We start from the raw sequence: 24,409 nt of genomic DNA on the forward strand, positions 1-24,409 counted from the left end.
GAGCATAATGCTCGATGTATAAAGATACAGAGTGAAAAGAAATAGCTTGACAACTATATCTTTCAAGCTGCCCAGTATATAATTAAATAACCTTAATTTATAAAAAAGTGATATCATTTCACGCACACTTTAATAAAGCTGGGGTGGAAGGATTCGAACCTTCGCGTGGCGGTATCAAAAACCGCTGCCTTACCACTTGGCTACACCCCAATATTGTTTATATCAATAACATTATTAACCCAATTAGTAAAAGATTTATTCGCTTTTCCTATGGGTATTATCACAACGGCTGGTTGATCATAAGAATGCATTGCCTCGATTTTTTCTACAATCTTATCAGTCTGATCATTCCTGCTCTTCATAATTGCCACTATTTCACAATTACTATTAATTTTACCTTCCCATAAATACAGAGAATTTACTTCGGGAAATATATTTACACATACAATTAACTTCTCGTTTAACAATTCTTCAGAAATAGTCTTAGCCTCTTTCAGGTTTGAAAAAGTTATATAGACTAAAACTAAATTGCTCATTAACCGCTACATAAATGCATTTTTACTATACTCTACTTAGATTTATTCATCAAGAGAAAATAGGAGAGACCTCTTCAGTGCTTGACACACAGCTGTACGAGCATTGTAGCAATTTGCGCACAGATATTTGTTTGACAATGGAATTTGGTGAGTATACAAAGTAGCTAATAAAGCAGCTCTTTGCGCTGGAAAGAGTTGTAACTAGCTTGTTGCAAGGAGACATTATGAATAGTGGTCAGGAAAAAAAAGCTATAGATTCAGGAATGAGATTATATTGGCAGAATATATTTTCATACATTAAACAGGGTGATAGAGAAAGTGCAGAGAGAACAATAGATAATCTTATAAGTAACAATAAATGGAAATCTAAAGAAGTATATAACTGCTTATTGGTTATTGCTGCCACTCAAGGTGATATTCAAGTTGCTGAATTTTGTAAAAATCGCGGAGCGAACCTTGATTATGTAAGTGATGATGGAAGAACACCTCTCTGGCTTGCTAGAGAAAATGGAAAAAATCAAATGATTGAAACTCTTGAAAAATGGGGTGCGCGTGGAGATACTGATAAGTATTGTGGTAAACCTTCTCCCAAACTAATAAAGCCAGATTATCGTGATGAAATAGAAGATTTTTATTACGGTACACTCTCTAGCTGCTTTGAGAAAGGTTTAAGCAAAGAAAACTTAGTAAAAACAGTAGAGGATTTTGTGCAAAACAAGGGGTACTGTATTAAGGAAACATACGGAGAATTTCTCCTGTGTTCTGTTGCTAAACGTGATATCAAAATTGCTGAGTTTTGCAAAGAAAGTGGAGCAGATCTGAATTATAAAGGCTACTCTGGAAGAACGCCATTGGAGGTATCTGAGAGATTGAAATATTGTAAAATGGTTGAAATTCTTAGAGAATGGGGGGCACATCAAGACAATAAATTTTGGAGTAAGTTACCTTTTTCCAGGTTAAAAGATCCTAAGCAAGAAAAACAGAGAGGATGTACGGAACAAATTTCATGCAACTTGATGTAAGTAGATTTTATGATCTAGGAGAGCAACAACTAGAACATTTTCTGCTGCTTTTTTTTGGCTAAGGTCACATTTCATTACGCATTAAGTTGTATGCATCTGTTCAGGGAATTTGCTAATGTGAAAGCCAGTGCTTCCTTTCTTGCAATGTAGCTGTACAGAAATTGAAGATGTCATTTAGTAGTTCTCCCCTGTCATTCCAGCACTTGATGCTGGAATGACACCACCATAAAGGAACCAGTGTCAGCTACTTTCATGACATCATTTATTCCTCTAGTCGTCTTTTCTCTTTTCCTTATTTTACTACTCTGATGAACGGATACAAAAAAACTCATGCAACTTGATGTAAGTAGGTCTTGCAAGCATTTTAAGATTGCCGTTTCGCTAGTTAACATAAAGAAAACTTGGCGAAATTTTAAAAATAGTATATGGTTGGTAATATCTTATAGGAGGGGCAATGCACAGTACTCAAGAAAAAGAAATACATCTTATATTCTTTCATGGATTAGGGGATAATTATAAAAATGCAACTACATTCTGTAAAGATATGCAATCTGAGCTCATGCACCACCATGATATACTGACCTTACCCAGAAAAAGTAGACAGAAAGTTAAGACGTTTTTGCTATGAGAATGATGAATCAAAAAGCTCAGGAATGCAATAGTTAATAGTAGAATGTCTACGCTGTTTATTATAAAAAATTTCTATATATTCAAATATTGCGGTTTTAGCTTGTTGTGCAGAGTGTTGTGAAGTATCAATGAGTAACTCTCTCTTAAGTGAACTAAAAAAGCTCTCTGAAACAGCATTATCATAACAACAACCTTTGTGACTCATACTAGAAGTAATATTTTTTGTACTTAGTAAAAATTGATAATTTTTAGAGGTGTATTGCGATCCTTGATCGCTATGAAATAGTAGATTTTTAGGAGATTTGCGCCTACCAATAGCCATGAATAACGCATCTATAACTAATTGCCTATTTACTGCATTACTCATTGACCACCCAATCACCATGCGTGAATATAAATCTATTATTGCTGCCAAATATAACCATCCTTCATTAGTTTTTATGTACGTAATATCAGTTACCCATATCTTGTTAGGTTGATCAGCGATGAAATTCTGATTTAATATGTTAGGAGTTATAACTCTATTGTCTATTTGTGGTTTTTTACTTTTAAACTTTCGTCTAAGCTTAGCTTGAATGCCATTTTTCTGCATAATATTTTGCACTGTTTTGATGTTATAATTTTTACCTAAAGCCTTTAATTCAGCGTGAATTTTAGGAGCTCCGTATCTGCATTGTGATGATCGATATACCTTCTGAATATCTTGTATGAGCTCTTCTCTTATTGATTTTTTGTTGTTTTTTTCCTTAGTAATCCATTTATAATAACCACAAGCAGATACGTTCAAAAATCTGCATAATTCCCGTATTTTATAGCAGTTTTCATGTTCTTTTATAAAAGAATATTTTACTCTTTTTGGTTTGCAAAATATCCCAGGGCTTTTTTTAAAATGTCTCTTTCCCTCGTTACTCTTGCCAGCTCTTTCTTTAAATCAAACTTTTCTTTGTCACAATGAGCTACTTTCCCCTTTCCTGGAAACGCATCTACTCCAGACATTCTATCATTGTATGTTTTTACCCATCTGCTTACCGCTAATACCCAAATCTCTTGCTATTTTTGCTGATGATTGACCTGTTTCTTTTACTAGTCTTATAGCTTCAATTTTGAATTCTGCTGTATATTCTTTTCTTTTTGTCATACCACACCTCTTTGAAAAAACGTTTTATTTTACTTCAAAAACGTCTTAACTTTCTGTCTACTTTTTCTGGGTAAGGTCAATACCTAATTTTCACACTCATGCACACAAATACCCGGCTGCATTTCAAAATTATATAACTTATGCCTTAACCAGCTTCGTATGCTTACTAGCATCAATATTGCCACCTACTGTCATACTGCTTACTAATCCAATAACAGCTAGAACAGTTGGATTGGCAGTCTTAGCAGCTTTAGCTTGTGTTTTTTTATCTATATTGCTACTCATGATTCCGTTTCTAAATAAGAATCAAAACTTATTCAAGTCTTCAATAGAGAAAATTAATCAACTAATAAATCAAGGTGTGAAACCCGAAAATATTATACTTTTCGGTCATTCTTTTGGAGGAGCAGTTGCATCGGAAGTGTTAAAGCATTTTGCGAATAGAGATGTTAAACTTGGAGGAATTGTCTTCACTAGCACTTTTAGTTCTTTTCATACAGCAATAGAGCATTTTCCAATGCCTCAAACGAAAATTTTGAGTATACTGCCTTCATTCCTACTAAAAAGAATACTAAAAGCCTTCGATTTAGACTTTGATATAGCAGATAATTTGCAAAAGTCACAAAATGAAAAAACGCTAATAGTAATTATTAATCACGCAAGAGACAAATTAATACCACTTCCTGCACAGTTGGCAAATGCAATAAGAGATGATCGATTATTAAATGGTAATCCGATTAAGATTCGTGATAATCTGTTTATATATGGAGATGATCCTCATAACAGTGTTTTGGATAGTGTCACACTGACTGAAGAATTAAGAGAAATGGTACTTAGTAAAGTTACGTCTAGAACGCGTTAACTTTTCTGCTGCTTTTTTGGCTAAGGTCACACTTCATTACGTATTAAATTGTATGCATCTGTTCAGGGAATTTGCTAATGTGAAGCCAGTGCTTCCTTTCTTGCAATGTAGCTGTACAGAAATTGAAGATGTCATTTAGTAGTTCTCCCCTGTCATTCCAGCACTTGATGCTGGAATGACACTACCAAAAAGGAACCAGTGTCAGCTACTTTCATGACACCAACTTTTAAATTCCAGTTATGTAAGAAATCTAATGCTTTCAATACGATAATTACTTCAATAGTTTGTATATAGTATAATCTTCTGTCTTGGTAAGAATAGTTTTATTCCATCCATCAAAAAATGCTAAATTGAAATACGTATCACCTTTATAAGTTTTATGCATTTCAGTCATAATAAATTCTGAGATTAGGTTATGCTCTAAAAAAAGGTGTACTATTTGTGCCCCACCAATCACAAAGACTTGAGAACTACTTTGAATTGACAGAAATTCTTGCATGGAAGAGACAACAGTACATTTTGGGCCTCTATTAAAACACTTGTTACGGGAGAAAACAATAGGTGTACGATTCTTTAGTATGCTTTGAGGCACGGTTTCAAATGTCTTTCTTCCCATCACAATAACTTGCTTGTCGGTTACTTGACAAAAATGTTTAAACTCACTTGGATAACGCCAGGGCAAATCATTATTTATTCCAATTACCCCATTAGGGTCAACAGCCATAATTCCAATAATCTTCATCCCTTTAAGACAGCTTGGGCTACAAAAAATCTCATGTGGTCACGTACATTATGTACTCTAAGGAAATCAACCTTATTTTGCAGTATAGCAGATGTAGCAATTGTTTCTAAATCTCTATTAGAGGGAGATTCTATGGAAAAAGAGGAAATAAATGACTTTCTGGAATGACCAACTAAAACCTTGCAGCCAAAATTTTGTAAAGTTTCTATACTGCGTAAAATCTGAATATTCTGATACATAGATTTGCCAAAACCAATACCAGGATCAATAATTATTGAATTTTCATCAAAACCAAGGTCAAGTAACCTATTAATGCTCTCCTCTGCCCAATTATTTATGATATCAATTGGGTCAATATCATGTGGAATAATATTGTCCTTATGTGGTGGTATCGAAAGTGAATGCATAATAACGACATTACACCCACTACTAGCAACTTCTTTTAAGGTATTACTACTCAGATCTCCCTTCTGATCATTTACCCAGGCAATATTGTAGTGCTTCAAAACGTTTAAAATAACGTCTGGCCAAAAACTATCAATGCTGACTTCAATATCACCATTTTTCATATAGTCGCTAAGATTATCAAGTACTGGTTTTAGACGTTCATACTCTTCCTCTGGCGTCTTTATTGAAGCTCCAGGCCTTGTTGATTGAGCTCCAAGATCAACTATGCTTGCACCATCTGATACCAGCTGCAATGCCTGCTTGGTTGCTCGATTCGCATCATAATAAAGACCACCATCTGAAAATGAATCAGGGGTAATATTGACGATACCCATAAGCTTTGGTGAAAGCGTAAAACTCTTTGAAAAACAGTCTTGAACATTGAAAGCAAAGGTTTTGTTAACCATTGCCATCAAGTGGAGCAAAAATGGTCTATTTACTAATTCTGGGTGAGGAATTTTAAGGTCAGGTATATCAAGCGTTAGATCATCCCATAACAAAATATCTAAATCAATAACACGAGGTGCCCATTTTTCGTAGACTTGTGGACGACCAATATCACATTCGATTTGTTTTAAGCCTTTTAGTAGCTCCTCAGGAGAAGAAGAATAACTTCCATAGACAATCATGTTGAGAAATGGCTTGTTCCAATCAGGTGGAGCATCATTTGGTAAAATAGCCTTAGTTTCTAGAATGATCGAAGACTTTAAGTCTTTTAAATAGCGCTTCTTTAGTAACTCAGTAGCTCTTTGTAAATGGGAAAGGCGATTCCCTATATTTGATCCAATAGAAATATAGATCATTCTTGCAATTCATTACAGTAAGTAAAAAAAACGCCCCCATGCACACCAGGAACTGGTGGTGCGATTTTGTGAGTAGTCACCCTGACAGAAGAAATAATATGCTTCTTTCGCAGCAAAAGGTTATTAATAGCTCTGTATATCTCATGAGTTAAATGCTCGATTAAATTAAATTGCTTGCCCTGAACAAGAGATTGAATATTTTGCACTACTTCCAAATAGCAGATAGTATCTTTAAGTTGATCAGTTGTAATCCCTGAAGGAGGAGATTTAAAAGTGAAATCAACGTCAATACTCACCAATTGGGGAGAAGACTTCTCTTCTGCACTACATCCCAAATGAACCCAAAGCCGTAAATCAGATATAAGAAGATTACATGCTACCACTGAATTTAGTATCTACTTATAATTAATGACAAACATCAACATTCATCATGCCATCAAGAAAACCCCATAAGAGTTTTGCTCCTTTTTCAGCGCCTTGCATAACTTTCTCTTGTTCTTCTTCGTTTAAATCTGCAATAAGGTTTGCACATTCTTCAGAATGCCACTCATCAGCTTCCATATGAACGGTAAAAAATTTGAGAGAACGCTCATCATTTATTGAATAGTGTTTTTTCAGACCTTCAATTTTAGACTTAGAAACCTCTGGAGTTTGACGTTCATAAGCGTACAGAGCTCCAAGACCTGCTGCAAAATCTGATTTTACAATGTCAAAATAACCATCAACTAATTCTCGTGTCTCCTTAATTTGTGCATTTTCACAAAGTTCTGAACGTGCTACTCCCAGTCCTTCAGCAAAACGCTGCCATAATTCTGGGTGATTATCGTCGCCTTGTTCTTCCTCTATTAAATTACCAAGTAAAACTTGCCGCATTTTCAAATTCGTACACAAGGAATGTATACCGCTGATATAACGAGGAAAAGCAGCAACATGGTGATAATATTCCTTAGCGTAGGTTTGCAGAGCCTGCAGGCTTAAGCTACCTTCATTCCATGACTCGTAAAACGGGTGTTTTAATAAGTGTAAACTATCTAATTGACTATTAAGTGATTGAACAAATGTCATAAATAAACAGTAAATTGTTTTAGGCTACGTTTAGGTTTATCAAATGTCAAGAGGCATTTCTCACTACTACTTTAATTCCAATAAATATAAAGATAGATACGCTATAAGTTAATTTTTTTAGTAAAGTTGATTTTTTCTAAAATTTCATGTATTATTAAATTAATATAGTGAAAAACGCAAAATGAAAGTAACAGAAGAAAATACAATAAAAATTAGGGAAGAGTTCGTAGAAGTTCAAAATGGAATGCGAATTCAAAAGATAGTGATGTCAAACTCGAAGAGCAGTGCAGATAGCAGAAAGAAAAAGCATATAGTTTACTTTCCAGGGCTTACATATACTTTTGAAAAAGAGCCAGATGAAGACAAAAGTGAATGGAATTGGGCAGCTGAAGCAGGTATGGATGTTCACCTTATTAATTTTCCTGGTTCTGGAAAAAGCAAAGGTCATTCTTTAAACGGTCGAAATCGAGTAAATGCAGGAATTGCAGTCATTTCAGATCTTCTAAAGCAAGGCATTCACCCAGACAATATAGTACTGTATGGAAGCTGTGCTGGAGGACCAATAGCTGCGGAGGTTTATAAAAAGTTTAAAAAAGATGACAATATTCATTTAAGATGCATTATCAATAAATCCTTTAGCTCATTCAAAAAACTTGTAGTGAAATTACTACACATATCAAAACCTAAATGGCTATTTCCTCCTATAATAAAATTCATACTCAAATGCTTTGGTTGGCACTTTAAGCCACATACAATAGTAAACGATATTACTCCATACACAATTTGTTTTAATCTAGAGAACGATGGCTTTATTAGTAAGCAGGCAAATATAGGTACTAAAATTTCTGATATAGAAAAAAGTCATAGGAAAAAAAACTATCAAAAAAAAGAAACTTTTGAAGGTTTTGAGCAATACAAAGAGTTTTTCATGGAGCATACCGATTTAGCTAAAATAAAAAACCTTGAATCTGAAGTTGGAATAATGAGAAAATGCTGGAATAAGTTTCTATCGTTACTACCTATTAAGGCAGATGATATTCACTTTTCTCCGATTACAGAATTGTGCTCATCAAGTGAACACAAATACACTCTTCCTGAGCTAATTTCACTCTTTTTAGAATTCACAGATGATTATTTCAAAAAGAAGGGCTCGCTCAACCAAGAGATAAAAATAGAAGTGATATTTGAAAAGAATAGTGAAAAAGAAATAGAGGAAAAGAAACAGTATTTTACCAATTTAAAGAATTATTCAATAAGTCAGAGTATATCTAAAAAGCTAACATCTCTTCAAATATTGAAATAAGTGTTTCTTTTGTGATTAAAAAAACATTGCATCTTGATTGTGTATTTCATTTGCTATAAGCAATAATTTTTCGCTTTCATCATAGAGATTGTTTTCACTAGCTAATAATTTCTCACTAATTTGTGGATAAAGTTTAGAAACGTACTTCTCATAGCATTTATCTAGGCATTCTTGGTCTATCCGTTTTGTTTTGTAGGAATGGCATTTCTCCTTACATTGATTATATCTAAATTCAATCCCTTTCTCTTTGTGTGATGCTTGTTGTTCCATAATATTCTTCAATTTAAATAATGTTCATATTAGCATGCAAATATGAACATTATGCTAATATCATTACTTTTTAGGTATGCATAGCAAATTTATGTCTGGAAATAGTTTTTGGTTATTTCCTACACTTTCTTTATAAAAACCATAGGCGCCCATTGATTTTTATTAGCTAAAGTAAAGGTCAAGTATCTGGAATTCTGGACATAAAATCCTCCTGTATAAAAAGATTTGGTAGCGCACATACGACAGAAATTAAGTATGTGTGTGCACCTACATACACTGAAAAAGATACACTACGTTTTTTATTGAAAAGTTAATTGAAAATCTGCAGACAAAGATAAATTTTTGAGCTCTTAAAAATATCTCTAATTGTAATTATAATTAGATTGAAAGTATGCGGAAGTAATTTTAATGAAATTTTACAAACACTAACAACCACGTACTATAACAAGACAAGAAATTTACGTAAGAAAGTAGATTTTGTAATTGTATCAACAGTGGTGGGATTGGTAGGACTCGAACCTACGACCAATTCGTTATGAGCGAACTGCTCTAACCGACTGAGCTACAATCCCTTTTATCAACACTTATAATACACACAAAAGGAAATTTGTCTACTCGCTTATTTCACTATCAACCCAACTTTGCAAATCATTTGGTGCACCAATTTTACGTGCAATTTCCTTACCATCTTGAAATATAATCAAAGTAGGTATAGATTGAATCCCATACTTACTTGGTATTTCTGTTTCTCCATCTATGTCAAACTTACAGATTTTGATCTTGTCTTTTCTATCCTTGGCTAATTGCTCGACACGTGGCATCAGATTTTTGCATGGCCCGCACCATTCTGCCCAAAAATCTACCAGCACAAACCCTTTATAGTCAGCAACCTCAGATTTGAAATTTTGATCATTTACCACTTTAATATCATCACTCATAAAATACCTAAATTTTTATAAATATAGCGTATCAATTAGTAGCTGATCAACTAAATTTTTCTGGATTCAAGTGAAGTGATTACATCTGATGGTTAAAGATATCCACGTTTCCCCAACCCATTAAGTCTAGCTCAATACGAGTAGAAAGAAATTCAAAGCACTTTTCGGCTAATTCTTTTCTATTTTCACGTTCTAGCATTAAATCTAGCTTTTCCTTTATTTTATGGAGATATAAAACATCAGATGCAGCATAACTTTTTTGCTTGTCTGTTAAATTTTCATTTCCCCAATCAGAAGATTGTTGTTGCTTATTTAATTTTATATCAAATAGTTCTAAGCACAACTCTTTTAAGCTATGACTATCTGTATAAGTGCGAACTAAACGTGAGGCTATTTTCGTGCAATAGCACGGAAGTGCCCAAGTTTTTAAGTAATAATGTATTATGCTTACATCAAACCGCGCAAAGTGAAATATTTTGGTTATATTTTTATCCTCTAATATTTTTCTCAAATTTGGAGCTGTATAATCGTTTTTGAATTGAATCAAATGAGCGTTGCCATCATCAAAAGAAAGCTGTACAAGGCATAATCTATCTCTGCTATGCAGCAGCCCCATTGCCTCTGTATCAACAGCTATAGATTTTATATCATTCGGTATTGCACTGGCTGGCAGGTCGTCTTTATATATAAATATTCTCATAAATTTAATATGTTTTATGACACATACAATAATCAAAAATGAGTTTTAAGTATACGAAAAGATCATAGAAAATTGGCTCTCATGATTTTCATGTATGTAGGGTTTACAAATTATGATATGCATCTATAATAAGAATAAGTAAATTTTCATTGCGGGAGTGGCTCAGTTGGTAGAGCGCAACCTTGCCAAGGTTGAGGTCGAGGGTTCGAACCCCTTCTCCCGCTCTTCTTTTAACGTAAAAAAAATTGCTTCCCCGGTTCAACTAATCTAACTATACTAAAAGTAGTTAAAAGCTTTTTAGAAAATTAATTATGGGGATTATATGAAAGATGGTACTAAAGATATGTTAATTTCCTTAGGTACAGTTGCAACAATAGGAGCACTTACAGGTTTGGGACTCAGTTTTACAGCTTTATCACCATTGGTGATGGGTGGGATTGTTGGTTCTATAGCTCCAGCATTGATTACAGCTCTGCTTGCGGGACGTATACTATACCAATTTTACAAAAAAGATTCTATTGAAAAAGATGATAAAGATAACTTTGTTTTTGGGAGTATTATTACACCTGCAAGTGCTGCAATTGGAGTTGGTCTTGCTGCAGCTGCAACTGCTGTTTTCCCTGGTGCAATGCTTGGAATGTGATCGGCAGCTTTAGCAGGTGCAATAATAGCGCCCATAGCAGTAATTGAAGGGTTACTTGTAACATTTTGTATTATTGAACCAACAGCTAAAAAAGTGAATGAGTATATTGTATCACCTATAGTTGAGCGTTTTTCTTCAAAAGAGGAAGAGTGCAATCTACCTGCAAAATAATCAATTGACGTTAACGTTTAGTTTTCTTTATAATTTCCTTTGTGAAAGAAGAAAAATGTTTATTTGTAACGATAGCTGGTTTGCCAAATGCTGGAAAGTCAACGCTAATTAACAGCATCGTAGGCAAGAAAATTGCAATTGTCACCCCTAAAGTGCAGACAACAAGGACGCAGGTAAGGGGTGTTGCTATATGCAACAATGCGCAAATTGTTTTTACTGACTCTCCAGGAGTGTTTTCAGCAGAAACAAATCTTGAAAAAGCTTTAGTCAAATCTGCATGGGAAACAGTTAAGGATGGTGACATTACTTTGTTGCTTGTTGATGTAAACAATTACCTAAAAAATATAGAAAGAATAAAAACGATATTTGCACGACTGGAGCGCACAAAAGGCAGATGCATTTTGGTTATCAATAAAACTGATTTAGTAAAGAAATCAGAGCTCAAGATGGCACATGAGCACCTAAATTTGCTTTATAAGTTTGAAAAAATTTTTACGATATCGGCACTGAAGAATGATGGACTTTCTAATTTGATGAATTACTTATCTGAAATTGCACCGATAAGCCCTTGGTTCTATGAAAAAGATCAAGTAACCGATTCCTCAGCTGATTTTTTATCAGCAGAAATTACAAGAGAGAAGTTATTCTTGAACCTACGTGAAGAATTGCCATACTCTACAGCTGTTATAACTGAACAATTTGAGGAAAAAAAAGATAAGAGTTTAGTCATAAAACAGATCATATTTGTATTGAAAGATAATCATAAGAAAATAGTGCTAGGAAAAGACGGCAGTAGCATAAAAAAAATTAATATCGAGGCGCGTACAGAATTGGAAAAATTATTTGAGTGTAAAGTTCATCTCTTTTTGTTCGTAAAAGTGCGACCTTGGACTGATCGCCCTGAGGAATATATAAGTAATGCTTAATTCTTTGTTGGTATTTGATATTGAAACTATACCAGATGTAAATTCCTGTAAGAATTTACTCAATATTAGTGATGATAGCAGTGTAGAAGAAAAGAGGGATGCATTAACAAAATATCATCTTGAAATAACAAACGGGCAAAACTCTTTTCTGCGTCAGCCCCTCCACCTTGTTGTAGTTATTAGTTTTTTACTTTGTAATATAACACGCCAGAGCGGTTATGAAATGTTCACACTACAAGAAATAAGATCTGGAGGCACATTAAACTCCAATGAAAAAGAGCTAGTAAAGGGATTTTTTAACTACATATCAGAGAAAAAGCCAAGACTAGTTTCGTTCAATGGACGCACTTTTGATATACCGGTACTGAAGTACCGTGCTATGGTTCATGGCATTCAAGCAGAATATTTTCACAAAGCTGGCGATAAGTGGAATAGTTACAATCAGAGGTACAGTAGTGATTGGCATTGTGATTTGCTTGAATCTCTCTCTGATTTTGGAGCTTCTGCAAGAATGAAGATGAACGAAGTTTGCGCAGCATTTAATCTTCCTGGTAAGATTGGAGTCGATGGGTCACAAGTTATGGACTTATATGATAGTGGCAAAATACAAGAGATTCGCGATTATTGTGAAACAGATGTGATTAACACTTATTTGATTTATTTGAGGTTTATGCATCATCAAGGAAGAATTACTACAGAAAGCTATAATAAGAGCATAGAAGAACTGCTTTTAGAATGCGAAAAAAAAGAACACCTAAAGAAATTTAAAGAAGAATGGAAAATAACTTCTGGTGAAAATTTTTATATTGAATTTAAATGAATAGATGCTACAGAGCAATCTAATGATTGCTCTGTATAGTAGTTATAAACTCCTTGTAGTAGAAAAGACATTTTGATGTGCCCTTTGCTTAACTTCTGCTTGTTCAAGCTTAGAAAAATTTTCTAAGTTTTTATCTTGGTATTCCTTTTTTACTTTCTCGAAAAAATTTTGCCCACCAAGAATATAATCACCTAAATTAGCAGCATAATATTGAGCATTACCTAAAACTGCACAGTTAATTCGGCTTAATATTCTCGAAGGGTAATAAAAGAGAGAAACGTTATTGTTCGATCGGAAATCCTTTTCATCCATTATTTTAATGGCTTCATGATAACCATCTATTTGATGAACAAAATATCCTTCAGGTACTGATATTCTCAATTGTGCACCTACATGAGCATAACCACAAATACCAGGTAATACCGCTGGTACTGGGTCTTGTCTATGTTGAGTTACTCTAATGGTTTTTTCTTGAAGAACATCATTATAAAATTCACTAGCAGTAAGATCAAAAACTCGTGGATCGCCAAAAGTTGCAACATGGATATCTTCAGTTCCTTCTGTTTTGTTTAGGCATAAAGCAGCTATCTTAGCAATCGCTCCCTCCATACTGTGACCTGTGAGATTAACTTTAAAATCCTTGACTTCTAATCCCTGTTTTTCAGCATGAGATTTCAAAATGCCATACAGATTAGGCCATGAATCCGCAAATGAATTATAAAATCCTCTATGCATTCTTCCACCGTTAGGTAAAAGTTCTGAAGTAGTAAAAACTGCATTTATATCAGTGATTCCATCGTTTACACTATGGCTCAGACGAGTACCATGGTAAGCTATTGTTATTTCTTTACCTTTTATAAAAACGTGACCAGCATCTTTTTCAAAGCTATTACCAAATGGAATAATTTCATAACCTTCGCTGATAAGTTCAGCTCTAGTTTTATACATTTTTTCAGTAGATGGAACAATTTCAAAATCTTCTACAATTTCAAATTCAGTTTTGTATACTCTTTGAGCTAGGTTGTTACATCTTTTTTTACTTAATTTACCATCATCATCGCCATAGCTTATCTTGCAGAAATTACCCATTTCTAATAATTTCTCTCTATCAAATCCTGCAATTTTTACAATACTTTCATCTATTTTATAGTCAAAAGGTAAAGAACATGGCTCATTTGGATCAGCACGATTTATAAATTCATAATCTTCAATGATCTCAAATTCATCGTCATATTCTTTCATCTCGTATTTGCCATCATCTACTGAAATAGAGTCTGGCTGTTCAGTATTACCTGGCTCTGAGCCTGTAGCAGCACCTGTAATGCTAAACCAATTTCGTAAAAAACTAAAATCCATAAATACCTTAACTGTTAAAAATTAAACAATAACTCACTAATTATAATATAAACTAATATTATTATCAATAATTATGTTACTATTTTAACCTTTATGTACTTTCACTTGAGTAAGTTTTACTTCCATAGAATAAGTATAGAGTTATAATACACTAACAAGCAAACCTCTGTACTAAATTTTGGTTAATATACAAGTTGAGCGTATTAAGAAAGTTGCTTTTAAAGTATTGCATTTTACTTTTATTTTCGCTATAAGGTTGCTTTAAGTTGAATTTTCAACATTTTTATACTATTTATGTTATGATTTTGAAATTTTTTGGGGGCACTTCATGAAAAAATCTATTTATACTAGAACTGCTCTAGTTTCTCTATTAACTTTATGTTCTTTCAGTGGCTTTGCTGGTGACTTTTCTGACGAGAGTATAAAGGAAGTAAAAAAGCAAGAGAGTAACGAGTCAATCAAAGCTTCTGGAAAGATGGAAGTGATGAAGATGTCAAATAAGAAACTAAAAGAAAAAATGGACAGGATATGTAATGCTGATCCAAGAAAAAAAGCTGAAGAGCTTAAGAAAAAAGAAGAATTAAGATTAGCAGCTGAGCAGAAGAAAAAAGAGGAGTTGAAATTAGCAGCTGAGCAAAAGAAGAAGAAAGAAGAACTAAAATTAGCAGCTGAACAAAAGAAAAAAGAAGAAATTAGGCTAGCAAATGAGAAAAAGGCAAAACTTATAGAAGATTCAAAAGCGAAAGCCCTGAAAGTTAAAAATTCTAATGTAGAAAAAGCAAAAAACAAAAGCGCTAAAGCTAAGAAAACCAAGGTTAAAGAGAATATAAAAGTTGTCAGTAAGGATATAGAGAAGGCAAATCCTGTTGTTTCAGTTGGTGGTATCGATATTATTGATACCAATCAAGGGGATGGTTTAAGAATAACTTTCGGTGGTGTTGTTGATTCTCAAGGTTATGGTAACTATGGACTAAGTGGCTATAAGCATTATAATGTTATGCCAGGTAAGTCTACAGATTATTTTAACAATACTGAAGATAGTATAAAAGGAGCAAATCCAATATTTCCTAAAGGGATAGGGAATATTGGTGATTACAGTGAAAACATGGGCATGATTTCAGATGCAATATTGCACTTAAGAGCTGAAAATAAAAATGAGGATATTGGTCTTCGTTATGGTGCCGATGTACAATTTCATGTTCCAGTTACTGAAGGTAAAGGAGCTTCACAAGGCGTGAATGCTGCAAGAGGTAGAAGTGCGCATGTATTCTTAAATTCACAATATGGTGATCTGAAACTTGGCTATCAGTTTGGTCCTGAGTCTCTGATGAGACTTGATGCAACAAGAATTGCAACTGTTGATGGAGCTGCAGATAGCGACTGGTTCAGAAAAGTAAACTTAGAAGGAAGTGCTGCAAACTTCCCATTTTACGTAACACCACGTCTTTACACTGAAAGCTTCTCGAGTGAGAGCGAAAAACTCTCCTTCCGTATGGCAGGAAAGTATAACAAAGAGGTTATGACCACATTGCCGTTTAGAGCTGCTTACTACTCACCAAATTATATGGGTGCAAGATTTGGTCTTAGCTACTCACCTCGCTATGATAATAGTTTATCTATTGTGAAAGATGAGACTGATATAAGACATGTTGGGCCAGACTATGAGCACATAGTAAGCGCCGGTGCATCATATGAATATGACTTTAGTAAACATAATATAAAAGTTAAAACTTCCGTAGTTGGTGAGTTTGGCTTGGCAAAAGAGCCAAGTAAAGATAAGCATCTTTATAAGGAATTCATAGAGTACAATAACTTGATGGGTGTTAATTTAGGTGCAAGCGCTGATTATAAGATTGATGAAGATCAAAGTGTAAAATTTGCTGCCTCTTTTGCATACTTGGGCAAGTCAGGGCAACCTAAGAGTATTAAAACGCTGATAAAAGGTACTGGTACTAACCCTAATGAATATAAATCTCTTCCTGATACTGATAAAAGAGTAATAGGGCTGAAAGCTCAGTTTGATGGGAGCGGTAAAGACACTATGTATTGGACTGCAGGTGCTGGTTATCAATATGATAATATCTACACAAGCTTGACATACTTTGGTAGCAGAATGAGCGATAAAGATATGCTTCATGACGTTGCACTTGGTGTTCAGTATGATCTATCTTCTTGCAATAAAAGCAAATTTGTTCCTTATGCAGCTCTTCACTACTTTACAACTGATGAAAAAGGTGCACTGGAAGATAAAAATAACGATAAGATACCTTCTAACAAAGGAGTTCTTCTCCTCACTGGTGTGAAGTTTTCTTTCTAGTTATTTAATAATACACACCACAGCTTGAATGTGGTGTGTGTTTTCTCTGTTTAGTATCTATAAACATTTATTTTAATTCACATAACAAGTAATGTCATCCCAGTGTCAGCTACTTGGATGACACCACTTACTACGCAAATTGCCTACAATGTTCGTACAGTTATGCATCGCGTGCTGGTATGACCATCATAAAGAATCAGTGTCAGCTACTTTAATGACACCCTATGGTTACCGGAATGGCACCTTATTAGCTACTTAGATAAATAGCTTTATTCTATTGCTACTTTCAAATTCAATCAAGCAGGAGGCAACTATGCAAACCAAATTAAAAAGTCATTTAGCTGGAGAATTACTTACCATCGCTACTTACTGGAAATTAACAACTGTAGGTGGAGAAGTAATGGGATTTACTGACTATGATGAAGATTTAAATCTCAATAATATACTCTATAAATCTTCAAGCAGTTTTATAGCCAGCAGTATAATATTAAATAGCGATTTGAGAACTGATAATCTAGAAATTGAAGGAATATTAAATAGTGCTGATATTAAAGAAAAAGATGTTTTATCAGGAAGTTATGACTTTGCAAATATTGAAATATTTCTTGTGAATTATAAAGATTTGAGTCAGGGAATTATGAATTTGCATGCAGGAACTTTTGGCAAAGTAACATTAAATAGTGGGAGGTTTATCGCTGAAATTAGAGGTCTTGCGACAAAGCTTGAGAGAAGCATAACAGAGCTATATTCTCCTGTATGCAGGGCACAATTTTGCGATGATAGATGTAAAGCTGATGCTAAAAAGTTTAGTAGAATGAGCACAATTACTAAAGTGATAGATGAAAGAAGATTTGAAGACACTAATTTGATCGAAAGTGATGGATATTATAAGCACGGAGTGGTAAAATTCTTTAGTTCAGCAACATTTGAAGTTGTAGTTAAAGAATACAAGAATAAAGTAGTTACATTATTTGCTTCTCCTCCATATCAAATTTCTACCGGAGATAAATATTCGATACTTGCAGGTTGTGATAAAGCGTTTTTAACGTGCAAAAACAAGTTTAACAATACTGTGAATTTCCGTGGCGAACCATATATACCAGTTGTTTAGCAGCATAATTTTTAATATTATGAATAAGTATGGAAAGGTGGCTGAGCGGTCTAAAGCACACGCTTGGAAAGCGTGCACATATGAAAATATGTCGGGGGTTCGAATCCCCCCTTTTCCGCACATTATTTCTAGTGTAACATAGGATTTTCCGTTTTGTTCTTAAACGTAATAACCATAGCACTTCAGCTCCGCAATTTTTCAGAGTCATCTACGTCAATAAAAGAATAGAGTTATCAAGTTGCAGAGCCTTCTTGATTTTTGATGACGAAGAGTAGTTGTTATCATAGAAATACGATCCAGTAGCCAGCATACCTTCCCTATTCCTAACAATATCTTGCAATACTATACTTAGTATGTGTCATTTCTCACGAGCATCAGCAAACTGCTATATACTTAACCTACCATAATATGTCAATACAATTCTTTATTGAAAATTTCATGAAAATATTGTATAATTATACAGTGGTAAAACTTATGGCAAACGCTAATTTAGCTTTCAGTAAAGAAACTTTACAGCATCTTGCTGAATTATCTGAACTTACTTAAGCAACCTGCTCAAGCATTAGCAGAAAAACTACTAAAAGAAGCAATAGATAGTGAAATGGAAGATTTTTTATTATCTGTGGTTGCTGATCAATATGATATTGAAAATGAAAAAAAACTAAAAGTGAGGACGTGGATTGGAATACACTATTATCTTCCTAGACAGTGTTCTTGAAAAAGATCTTCCAAGTCTTCCAAAAAAAGTACGGTCAAGAGCTGTAGATGCAATAAATGAGCGGCTTACAGTCAATCCAGTGAATCTTGGTGAGCCTTTATATCATAGCTTTAAAGGGTTCAAAAGACTAAGAGTTGGCGATTATTGTATCATGTACTGTGCAGACACCACAAAACATGAAGTGTTACAATAGGACATAGGGATACCATTTACGAGAAAGCTTTGAAGGTACTTAAGAACTATGTTTTTCAATAAACTCTGTTTCGTTAAGTAAGTAAATTATAAATATTATATTATACAGCCCTCCTTGCTATCCACCTTAGGTGGCTTTGCTCAGCTCAAAAATAACTCATTTTTTTGGTACACCCCACTATGAGTTATATATATAACTCATTGGGAGAGGCGACGAAACAAGATCTTGAGTTTGAGGAGCCTCCGGTTTAAGGTGAAGAGGAAGGAGGACTCAGGGTCGATGAAACTAATATTTGATTATCTCAAAGACTACAAAAACTATATCAATAAACTACTCAGCAATACGAGTGACATCGAAGAAATGACAAAAGAGCTTGATAGAATAACAGGTGGCTTCAAAGAAGGAGAGCTCTCCGTGCTTGCAGCACGCACTTCAATTAGTAAAACCTCAATAGCACTATACATAGCTCTGCAGGCCGCAAAGCTGCTAAACGACCATAAACATATCTGTTTCTTCTCACTCAAGATGTCAGCAAATCAATTGAATAATCAGCATTGAAGTCAACAAGACAATAAATAACATTCTCAAGAGCCAAAATATGGACTTCTTATATCGAGGGAATAACATTTTTAAACATTCTCATCGATAACTCAGGCAATATGAATTATAAATGTGCTGAGGAGAAAGATTGCATCAATTTTGTAGGCTCTGTGAACAAAAATTTATGCAAGCCATATCAACAAAATTGAGAAAACCAATAAAAACTTCAGCAGTCTTATCAAACCTGGAAAAAATACGCCTAGAATTTTTGATTTTACTGAAAAAACATTCCCGTTCTTTATAAATATTCTTATCATAGAATCTCTGCACTTTTCGATTCCTTTTCAGCGAAATCACAACTTCACATCCTTTGCTCTCAAACAAAAGCATATATCCTTGTATCAGCCACTATAGTGGAGTTATAGATATTTTTCATTAATGCTTCAGCTTGTATTCCTCTGGCCAGATAAATTTTAAAGGATTTCTCAATGCATCAACAAGTGCATGAATTTTAGTAGCTTTATTCCTTCCTAACAGCTTTGGAATCCTTTTTGTATCAGGCAGAGCAAGCATGAGCTCGAACTATCGTTCCATCGATTACCGCAACTTCTAAATCTGGATTTTGTTGCATATATTTTGCCAAAACTTCCTTTTCACACCACTTTTTAAACCTCCTATGTATACTCCTCTAATTGCTGTAAATTTCTGGCAAAAAACGCCACTGACAGCCACTCCGCAAACCGCTTCCATAAATATTCTCAACTTCTTCTCATTTTTGCTGTGTATTCCTTTGACTCCCTTTAAGAATTCAAAAGTTTGTTCCCATTTTCTTTTTTCTATGTAATATTCCATTGGGAGTTTCTCTATATTATTCACGGTCTCTTTTTCCTTATTTCTCCTACTTTTTCTTTACTTTATTTTCTCACAGCACCTAGATAAAATTCACGAATTTCAATGCTTTAGCTATTTTAAGTAGAATTAAATTTACTAATACAAACAATAAATTACTATTCTTAAATTTGATCAGATTGATTGCAAAAAATAAGATTTTCAATACGTTGCTTGTATAGTTAGCCTTTCATAGGTAGTGATGCAACAAAGCCATTCCAGTGTTTGGTCACTAGGGTGAAACTGGGATCCAACTAAGTTGGTAAACACGTTACAATGTTTTGACGAAGAAAAGACTGATAGCTACTTGCATGACAACCATTTAGTTGTCTTTTATCGTCTATCTTATTTTGTTACTCTGCTGAACAGATACTAAAGTACTAGCTTTTTTGGGTTCATGAACAATTCTATCAGAAGTTTTGTGACTATAATTGCAGAAAACATCGAGCATAAAACTCCTATCGATAAAGTGATAGAAAATCCTCTAATTGCTCCGCTACCAATAATGAACATTATTCCTGAAGCAATTAGTGTAGTGAGGTTTGAATCAAGAATTGTTTTTATTGCGTTTTTAAATCCTTCTTCAATGGCACGAGCTGTTCTTTTTCCTGCTCTTATTTCTTCGCGGATGCGTTCAAATATCAAAACATTTGCATCCACCGACATGCCAACAGTTAGTGCAATTCCAGCAATTCCAGGGAGAGTAAGAGTTGCTTCAAGTAAGGTAAGAATGAGTAGTATAGAGATTACATTAAAAATGAGTGCAACAGACGCTAACAAGCCTAATTTGCCGTAAGTAATGATTATAGATAAACCAACGGCTATGATAGAGATTATTGCTGCAATTTCTCCTGCTTTTATTGACTCTTCTCCAAGACTTGGACCAATGTTTTTTTCTTCAATTATTTTAAGTGGTGCGGGTAGTGCACCTGATTTTAAAAGTATTGCAAGTTCACTCGCTTGTTTTTCAGTGAAATTACCGCTAATTTCTCCCTCTCCATTTAGAATAGGTTCACGTATTGTTGGTACAGTTAAGACTGTGTTATCTAAAACAATTGCAAAAGGCTTTCCTACATTTTCTTTAGTAATTTTTGCAAATTTTTTGCTTGCTATGCTGTCGAATTTGAAATGTACTGTTGGTTTACCTAAATTGCCAAATCTAACTGATGCGTTAACTAATGAATCACCGCCTATTTCAGTTTTGCGGAATATCGGATAGGAATTACCCAAAGAATCCTTGAGCATAACCGTAGTTTCATGGTCCATATCTTGCAACTTGGTTATGTTAGTGTTTGCCAAATGGAAAGCCAGCTTGGCTGTTTTGCCAAGCAGAGATTTTATCTGCTGAGTGTCTTCTACTCCAGGAACTTGGACTAATATCTTATTTTGCCCTTGTTTTTGTACACTTACTTCCTTTGTACCAAGCTTATCTAGGCGTCTTTGAACATTAATTATTGACTCTGAAACTACTTCATTGATTAATGAATTCTTATAATGCGGTTTATATGAAATAAAAATTGAAGTATCTTTTCTATTCAGCTCTAAGTTTGGGTTTATTTTATGAATTAACATCGAAACTTTTTTGTAATCATCCATATTACTTAAAGTTACAACTACTTGTTTATCGTTTTTTATGCTATTTTGTGTTAACAGACCTTCTTTTATTTCATCGGTTAGCATGCTTAGTTTCTCTTTGAAGTAAAAATCTAAGTCTACATTTAGAAGCAGAGATGATCCACCTTTCAGGTCGAGCCCTAGATTTATCCTCTTTTTTGAGGTAAAAAACTTATTATCAAAGAAGTTTGGCAGTATTATATATAAAGATAGCAAAAAAATTAGCAATACTGAAAGAGATTTAATTATGAGCTTGTTTGGCATAAATTTAAACTATATCAGGTGCATTGTAAACTGAATAGTTGCTAACCACAAGCACCTAAATGAAAAGATTCTAAAGCCTTAATCTATAATTGATTGTACTTTATACTATACTTTGCTCCTCTAAAACATCATTTACTAAAGTGTTATAAATGTATGAATTAGGTTGCGAATTAGCTTTAAGATTCTCTATTTGTTTGTTTTTTCTAATGTTATCAATTGAAAGGTAAGTATATAGACCTCCTATTGAAAGACTAGCTATTGTAGCTGGTATATGAGTAGCAAGAAATTCACCATAACTTTCATCTCTCCAATGAGGCTGATCAGATAGGGAAGGGTGAGTGAAAAATGCGTGAGTTGCTTCTGCTGCACTTAGTACTGTTATAGTACCAATGAAAGCGGTACCTACAATAGGTAAAATATTCTTTTTATTAAACTTGCCGTTACAATCTTTTAAAATATCAAACATAAACACTTCTCAATATGTATGATACTATATGCTTATTGCAGAATGTTCAATAACTAAATTGGAGATAATAAAAAATGAGCATAGAATATAGACATACAACATGAAGAATATATGCTAGTTAAAATAGGTACGAGGGAGAGCAACCTTGCGGTTGCTCAAGCTTTGGAAGCAAAACAAAGATTATTAGAGTCTTTTCCTAATCTATCCGTTGAGATCATTAAAATCAAAACTTCTGGTGATAAATATGCTAATGTAACCCTTGCTGAAATAGGAGGTAAAGGACTGTTCCTCAGGGAGATTGAGGCTGAATTACTCAAAAATAATATAGATATGGCGGTTCATTCGCTAAAAGATGTGCCTGCGTTTTTCTCGAAGGACTTAACAATTCCTTGTGTTTTAGAGAGGCTAAGTTCATATGATGCATTTATTTCTCATAAATATGAAAGCCTAAAATCTTTGCCACAGCAGGCTACAATTGCAACTTCTTCAATAAGAAGAAAAGTTCAATTACTAAATTTTAGGCCAGATCTGAATATAGTACCACTGCGCGGAAATGTTACAACTAGACTGCAAAATCAAAATTTTGACGGAATAATTTTAGCCGAAGCAGGGCTGGTGAGATTAAAAAAACATCACTTAATTACAGAAGTATTGCCACAAAAAATCATGTTAAGCGCAGTAGGACAGGGAACAATTTGCATTCAATGTCGAAAGAATGATGTAAAAGTTATCGATCTTTTAGAGAAAATTAATAATAATATGTCTTTTATAATGGCAAAATCAGAGCGCAGTTTCATGAAGACAGTAAATGGTTCATGCTTTACACCGCTTGCAGCCTTAGCAGAATATGTGAGTGAAAACATGCTGAATCTTTGTTGTATGTTAGCAGATGAGAAAGGTATATACTTCACTGAGCGTACTTCGTTTGTAGAAGATGCAGAAAAAATGGGTATGGATGCAGGATTAGAGTTAAAATCAAAATGCTTATAAGCTTACCTAAAGTATGTGGAATCTACCGTTATAATGTTTCAATGTCTAAAATGACTTGGTTAAATATTGGTGGCCAAGCTGATGTACTATTTAAGCCACGTGACATTGAAGATCTAATGTGCTTGATAAAAGATGCGGAGTTACCAATTAGCGTTATCGGTGCAACATCCAACATAATAATTCGAGATAGTGGCATTCGAGGAATAACGGTGAAATTAGGCAAGGAATTTGCATATATAAAATGTAAAGATAATAACTCCATTGTTGCAGGTGGTGCTGCATTGCTTAGTAACCTTGCATACTTTGCCGGAGAACAGCAAATTAGTGGGCTTGAGTTTCTTGCTGGAATTCCAGGAACAGTTGGCGGTGGGATAGAGATGAATGCAGGTGCATATGGTAGTGATATTGCGAGTGTTGTAAAGTTTATAAGGGCAGTGAATCTAGAAGATGGGAATTTATATGAATTTTCCAGTGAAGAAATGGGATATTTTTATCGTGGACATAGTCTAAAAGGCAGGTGGATTTTTATTGAAGCTGAATTTAAAGGAGTAAGTTCAGAGTATGAGCTTATATTGCAAAGATTGAAAGAAGTTATTGATAAAAAAAATAAAAGTCAACCAGTAAGAGGAAAAACTGCTGGTTGTATATTCAAAAATCCAATAGGCTGCAAGGCATGGAAACTGATTGATGAGTCTGGCTGCCGAGGATTAAGTAACGGTAGGGCTAAAATTTCTAAGAAACATTGTAATTTTCTGCTCAATTACAATAACGCAACTGCACTTGACTTAGAAAACCTTGGCAACAGAGTAAAAGATGCAGTAAAAGATAAATTTAACATTGAACTTGAGTGGGAGATAAGGGTTTTGGGTGGGTAGTTACTGCTGATTATTTTAACCTAATTTGAAAAATTGTTGTATAGTATTAATTTGAGGTTTT

Annotated in this window: 24 protein-coding genes, 4 tRNA genes and 3 pseudogenes; 15 read left to right on the top strand and 16 right to left on the bottom strand. The window is 34.1% G+C overall.

Annotation, left to right across the window (positions count from 1 at the left end; genetic code table 11):
- Nucleotides 1–138: 138 nt before the first annotated feature.
- Together BVG17_RS03045 and cutA are read right to left on the bottom strand one after the other, a co-directional pair.
- Nucleotides 139–210: transfer RNA gene (locus BVG17_RS03045), tRNA-Gln, on the bottom strand.
- Nucleotides 201–536 carry a divalent-cation tolerance protein CutA gene (cutA, locus tag BVG17_RS03050; RefSeq protein WP_063630722.1) on the bottom strand — a complete coding sequence of 112 codons (336 nt, stop codon included), beginning with the start codon at nucleotides 534–536 and terminating at the stop codon, nucleotides 201–203. The genes BVG17_RS03045 and cutA overlap by 10 nt, the downstream gene beginning before the upstream one ends.
- 224 nt (nucleotides 537–760) lie before the next feature.
- Here cutA and BVG17_RS03055 point away from each other — a divergent pair, with 224 nt between their 5' ends.
- Entirely contained in the window at nucleotides 761–1,558 is a 798-nt protein-coding gene (locus BVG17_RS03055; protein WP_063630723.1) for an ankyrin repeat domain-containing protein, read from the top strand.
- Nucleotides 1,559–1,749: 191 nt separating this feature from the next.
- On the opposite strand, the gene BVG17_RS03060 is transcribed toward BVG17_RS03055, so the two are convergent.
- A complete protein-coding gene (locus BVG17_RS03060; RefSeq protein ID WP_158621802.1) occupies nucleotides 1,750–1,890 on the bottom strand; it encodes a hypothetical protein in 141 nt (46 codons plus the stop codon).
- A 122-nt stretch (nucleotides 1,891–2,012) separates the two neighbouring features.
- Here BVG17_RS03060 and BVG17_RS10495 point away from each other — a divergent pair.
- Nucleotides 2,013–2,135: pseudogene (locus BVG17_RS10495) on the top strand (alpha/beta hydrolase); the annotation flags it as partial.
- Nucleotides 2,136–2,180: 45 nt separating this feature from the next.
- Here the strand turns inward: BVG17_RS10495 and BVG17_RS03070 are convergent.
- Nucleotides 2,181–3,326: pseudogene (locus tag BVG17_RS03070) on the bottom strand (IS3 family transposase).
- An 82-nt stretch (nucleotides 3,327–3,408) separates the two neighbouring features.
- On the opposite strand from BVG17_RS03070, the pseudogene BVG17_RS03080 reads away from it, so the two are divergent.
- Nucleotides 3,409–4,188: pseudogene (locus tag BVG17_RS03080) on the top strand (PGAP1-like alpha/beta domain-containing protein); the annotation flags it as partial.
- 271 nt (nucleotides 4,189–4,459) lie between these two features.
- On the opposite strand, the gene BVG17_RS03085 reads toward BVG17_RS03080, so the two are convergent.
- Genes BVG17_RS03085 through BVG17_RS03100 form a run of 4 tightly spaced genes read right to left on the bottom strand, consistent with a single transcriptional unit; the run spans nucleotide 4,460 to nucleotide 7,245 of the window.
- Nucleotides 4,460–4,930 (bottom strand): dihydrofolate reductase, encoded by a 471-nt coding sequence (locus tag BVG17_RS03085; protein WP_063630725.1) that lies wholly within the window; start codon nucleotides 4,928–4,930, stop codon nucleotides 4,460–4,462.
- Complete coding sequence (gene folP, locus BVG17_RS03090; RefSeq protein WP_063630726.1) at nucleotides 4,927–6,180, bottom strand: dihydropteroate synthase; 1,254 nt, start codon at nucleotides 6,178–6,180, stop codon at nucleotides 4,927–4,929. The genes BVG17_RS03085 and folP overlap by 4 nt, the downstream gene beginning before the upstream one ends.
- Nucleotides 6,177–6,563, bottom strand: coding sequence for a dihydroneopterin aldolase (locus BVG17_RS03095; RefSeq protein ID WP_063630727.1), 387 nt, complete (start codon nucleotides 6,561–6,563; stop codon nucleotides 6,177–6,179). The genes folP and BVG17_RS03095 overlap by 4 nt, the downstream gene beginning before the upstream one ends.
- A 22-nt stretch (nucleotides 6,564–6,585) precedes the next feature.
- Complete coding sequence (locus tag BVG17_RS03100; RefSeq protein WP_063630728.1) at nucleotides 6,586–7,245, bottom strand: CADD family putative folate metabolism protein; 660 nt, start codon at nucleotides 7,243–7,245, stop codon at nucleotides 6,586–6,588.
- Between the two features lie 181 nt (nucleotides 7,246–7,426).
- Between BVG17_RS03100 and BVG17_RS03105 the strand changes: the two genes are divergently transcribed.
- Nucleotides 7,427–8,548, top strand: coding sequence for an alpha/beta hydrolase family protein (locus tag BVG17_RS03105; RefSeq protein WP_063630729.1), 1,122 nt, complete (start codon nucleotides 7,427–7,429; stop codon nucleotides 8,546–8,548).
- 15 nt (nucleotides 8,549–8,563) lie between these two features.
- On the opposite strand, the gene BVG17_RS03110 is transcribed toward BVG17_RS03105, so the two are convergent.
- From BVG17_RS03110 to BVG17_RS03125, 4 genes are all read right to left on the bottom strand, one after another.
- A complete protein-coding gene (locus BVG17_RS03110; RefSeq protein WP_063630730.1) occupies nucleotides 8,564–8,818 on the bottom strand; it encodes a hypothetical protein in 255 nt (84 codons plus the stop codon).
- A 495-nt stretch (nucleotides 8,819–9,313) separates the two neighbouring features.
- Nucleotides 9,314–9,390: transfer RNA gene (locus tag BVG17_RS03115), tRNA-Ile, on the bottom strand.
- A gap of 39 nt (nucleotides 9,391–9,429) precedes the next feature.
- Entirely contained in the window at nucleotides 9,430–9,756 is a 327-nt protein-coding gene (trxA, locus tag BVG17_RS03120; protein WP_006015170.1) for a thioredoxin, read from the bottom strand.
- 79 nt (nucleotides 9,757–9,835) lie between these two features.
- Complete coding sequence (locus tag BVG17_RS03125; RefSeq protein ID WP_063630731.1) at nucleotides 9,836–10,456, bottom strand: ribonuclease D; 621 nt, start codon at nucleotides 10,454–10,456, stop codon at nucleotides 9,836–9,838.
- A 151-nt stretch (nucleotides 10,457–10,607) separates the two neighbouring features.
- Between BVG17_RS03125 and BVG17_RS03130 the strand changes: the two genes are divergently transcribed.
- The 4 genes from BVG17_RS03130 (at nucleotide 10,608) to BVG17_RS03145 (ending at nucleotide 13,016) form a co-directional block, all read left to right on the top strand.
- Nucleotides 10,608–10,680 (top strand) — tRNA-Gly (locus BVG17_RS03130).
- A gap of 98 nt (nucleotides 10,681–10,778) precedes the next feature.
- On the top strand, nucleotides 10,779–11,099 hold the full coding sequence (locus BVG17_RS03135) for a hypothetical protein (protein WP_241654148.1): 321 nt from the start codon (nucleotides 10,779–10,781) through the stop codon (nucleotides 11,097–11,099).
- A gap of 212 nt (nucleotides 11,100–11,311) precedes the next feature.
- Complete coding sequence (gene era, locus BVG17_RS03140) at nucleotides 11,312–12,196, top strand: GTPase Era (RefSeq protein ID WP_063630732.1); 885 nt, start codon at nucleotides 11,312–11,314, stop codon at nucleotides 12,194–12,196.
- Nucleotides 12,189–13,016 (top strand): 3'-5' exonuclease, encoded by an 828-nt coding sequence (locus BVG17_RS03145; protein ID WP_063630733.1) that lies wholly within the window; start codon nucleotides 12,189–12,191, stop codon nucleotides 13,014–13,016. Before era ends, BVG17_RS03145 begins: the two co-directional genes overlap by 8 nt.
- 42 nt (nucleotides 13,017–13,058) lie before the next feature.
- Here BVG17_RS03145 and BVG17_RS03150 read toward each other — a convergent pair whose 3' ends face one another.
- Nucleotides 13,059–14,372: a lipase family protein gene (locus tag BVG17_RS03150; RefSeq protein WP_063630734.1), complete on the bottom strand. Its 1,314-nt coding sequence runs from the start codon at nucleotides 14,370–14,372 to the stop codon at nucleotides 13,059–13,061.
- A 328-nt stretch (nucleotides 14,373–14,700) separates the two neighbouring features.
- Here BVG17_RS03150 and BVG17_RS03155 point away from each other — a divergent pair, with 328 nt between their 5' ends.
- The 5 genes from BVG17_RS03155 to BVG17_RS03180 all read left to right on the top strand — a co-directional run bounded on the left by BVG17_RS03155 (nucleotide 14,701) and on the right by BVG17_RS03180 (nucleotide 19,269).
- Entirely contained in the window at nucleotides 14,701–16,689 is a 1,989-nt protein-coding gene (locus BVG17_RS03155; RefSeq protein ID WP_063630735.1) for a WD0745 family porin, read from the top strand.
- Nucleotides 16,690–17,002: 313 nt separating this feature from the next.
- On the top strand, nucleotides 17,003–17,800 hold the full coding sequence (locus BVG17_RS03160) for a DUF2163 domain-containing protein (RefSeq protein WP_063630736.1): 798 nt from the start codon (nucleotides 17,003–17,005) through the stop codon (nucleotides 17,798–17,800).
- Between the two features lie 31 nt (nucleotides 17,801–17,831).
- Nucleotides 17,832–17,918 (top strand) — tRNA-Ser (locus BVG17_RS03165).
- Between the two features lie 402 nt (nucleotides 17,919–18,320).
- A complete protein-coding gene (locus BVG17_RS03170; protein ID WP_017532196.1) occupies nucleotides 18,321–18,518 on the top strand; it encodes a hypothetical protein in 198 nt (65 codons plus the stop codon).
- Nucleotides 18,519–18,990: 472 nt separating this feature from the next.
- A complete protein-coding gene (locus BVG17_RS03180; RefSeq protein WP_017532197.1) occupies nucleotides 18,991–19,269 on the top strand; it encodes a DnaB-like helicase C-terminal domain-containing protein in 279 nt (92 codons plus the stop codon).
- Nucleotides 19,270–19,860: 591 nt separating this feature from the next.
- Here the strand turns inward: BVG17_RS03180 and BVG17_RS03185 are convergent.
- The 3 genes from BVG17_RS03185 to BVG17_RS03195 form a co-directional block, all read right to left on the bottom strand.
- The gene (locus BVG17_RS03185; protein ID WP_084240981.1) at nucleotides 19,861–20,127 is read right to left on the bottom strand and encodes a hypothetical protein; all 267 of its coding nucleotides are present in this window, start codon (nucleotides 20,125–20,127) and stop codon (nucleotides 19,861–19,863) included.
- A gap of 384 nt (nucleotides 20,128–20,511) precedes the next feature.
- Entirely contained in the window at nucleotides 20,512–22,017 is a 1,506-nt protein-coding gene (gene secD / locus BVG17_RS03190; protein WP_063630737.1) for a protein translocase subunit SecD, read from the bottom strand.
- A gap of 100 nt (nucleotides 22,018–22,117) precedes the next feature.
- Entirely contained in the window at nucleotides 22,118–22,483 is a 366-nt protein-coding gene (locus BVG17_RS03195) for a hypothetical protein (protein ID WP_063630738.1), read from the bottom strand.
- Between the two features lie 111 nt (nucleotides 22,484–22,594).
- On the opposite strand from BVG17_RS03195, the gene hemC reads away from it, so the two are divergent.
- Nucleotides 22,595–23,473 carry a hydroxymethylbilane synthase gene (gene hemC / locus BVG17_RS03200; RefSeq protein WP_063630739.1) on the top strand — a complete coding sequence of 293 codons (879 nt, stop codon included), beginning with the start codon at nucleotides 22,595–22,597 and terminating at the stop codon, nucleotides 23,471–23,473.
- Nucleotides 23,464–24,348, top strand: coding sequence for a UDP-N-acetylmuramate dehydrogenase (gene murB, locus BVG17_RS03205; protein WP_063630740.1), 885 nt, complete (start codon nucleotides 23,464–23,466; stop codon nucleotides 24,346–24,348). Before hemC ends, murB begins: the two co-directional genes overlap by 10 nt.
- Nucleotides 24,349–24,409 lie beyond the last annotated feature (61 nt).

Source organism: Wolbachia endosymbiont of Laodelphax striatellus, from assembly GCF_007115015.1.
GTDB lineage: Bacteria > Pseudomonadota > Alphaproteobacteria > Rickettsiales > Anaplasmataceae > Wolbachia.

What these genes read in the sequence shown, in the direction of transcription:
- cutA (WP_063630722.1), bottom strand. Translation starts at nt 536, where the DNA reads ATGAGCAATTTAGTTTTAGTCTATATAACTTTTTCAAACCTGAAAGAG.
- BVG17_RS03055 (WP_063630723.1), top strand. Translation starts at nt 761, where the DNA reads ATGAATAGTGGTCAGGAAAAAAAAGCTATAGATTCAGGAATGAGATTA.
- BVG17_RS03060 (WP_158621802.1), bottom strand. Translation starts at nt 1,890, where the DNA reads ATGAGTTTTTTTGTATCCGTTCATCAGAGTAGTAAAATAAGGAAAAGA.
- BVG17_RS03085 (WP_063630725.1), bottom strand. Translation starts at nt 4,930, where the DNA reads ATGAAGATTATTGGAATTATGGCTGTTGACCCTAATGGGGTAATTGGA.
- folP (WP_063630726.1), bottom strand. Translation starts at nt 6,180, where the DNA reads ATGATCTATATTTCTATTGGATCAAATATAGGGAATCGCCTTTCCCAT.
- BVG17_RS03100 (WP_063630728.1), bottom strand. Translation starts at nt 7,245, where the DNA reads ATGACATTTGTTCAATCACTTAATAGTCAATTAGATAGTTTACACTTA.
- BVG17_RS03105 (WP_063630729.1), top strand. Translation starts at nt 7,427, where the DNA reads ATGAAAGTAACAGAAGAAAATACAATAAAAATTAGGGAAGAGTTCGTA.
- BVG17_RS03110 (WP_063630730.1), bottom strand. Translation starts at nt 8,818, where the DNA reads ATGGAACAACAAGCATCACACAAAGAGAAAGGGATTGAATTTAGATAT.
- trxA (WP_006015170.1), bottom strand. Translation starts at nt 9,756, where the DNA reads ATGAGTGATGATATTAAAGTGGTAAATGATCAAAATTTCAAATCTGAG.
- BVG17_RS03125 (WP_063630731.1), bottom strand. Translation starts at nt 10,456, where the DNA reads ATGAGAATATTTATATATAAAGACGACCTGCCAGCCAGTGCAATACCG.
- BVG17_RS03135 (WP_241654148.1), top strand. Translation starts at nt 10,779, where the DNA reads ATGAAAGATGGTACTAAAGATATGTTAATTTCCTTAGGTACAGTTGCA.
- BVG17_RS03145 (WP_063630733.1), top strand. Translation starts at nt 12,189, where the DNA reads ATGCTTAATTCTTTGTTGGTATTTGATATTGAAACTATACCAGATGTA.
- BVG17_RS03150 (WP_063630734.1), bottom strand. Translation starts at nt 14,372, where the DNA reads ATGGATTTTAGTTTTTTACGAAATTGGTTTAGCATTACAGGTGCTGCT.
- BVG17_RS03155 (WP_063630735.1), top strand. Translation starts at nt 14,701, where the DNA reads ATGAAAAAATCTATTTATACTAGAACTGCTCTAGTTTCTCTATTAACT.
- BVG17_RS03160 (WP_063630736.1), top strand. Translation starts at nt 17,003, where the DNA reads ATGCAAACCAAATTAAAAAGTCATTTAGCTGGAGAATTACTTACCATC.
- BVG17_RS03180 (WP_017532197.1), top strand. Translation starts at nt 18,991, where the DNA reads ATGAAACTAATATTTGATTATCTCAAAGACTACAAAAACTATATCAAT.
- secD (WP_063630737.1), bottom strand. Translation starts at nt 22,017, where the DNA reads ATGCCAAACAAGCTCATAATTAAATCTCTTTCAGTATTGCTAATTTTT.
- BVG17_RS03195 (WP_063630738.1), bottom strand. Translation starts at nt 22,483, where the DNA reads ATGTTTGATATTTTAAAAGATTGTAACGGCAAGTTTAATAAAAAGAAT.
- hemC (WP_063630739.1), top strand. Translation starts at nt 22,595, where the DNA reads ATGCTAGTTAAAATAGGTACGAGGGAGAGCAACCTTGCGGTTGCTCAA.
- murB (WP_063630740.1), top strand. Translation starts at nt 23,464, where the DNA reads ATGCTTATAAGCTTACCTAAAGTATGTGGAATCTACCGTTATAATGTT.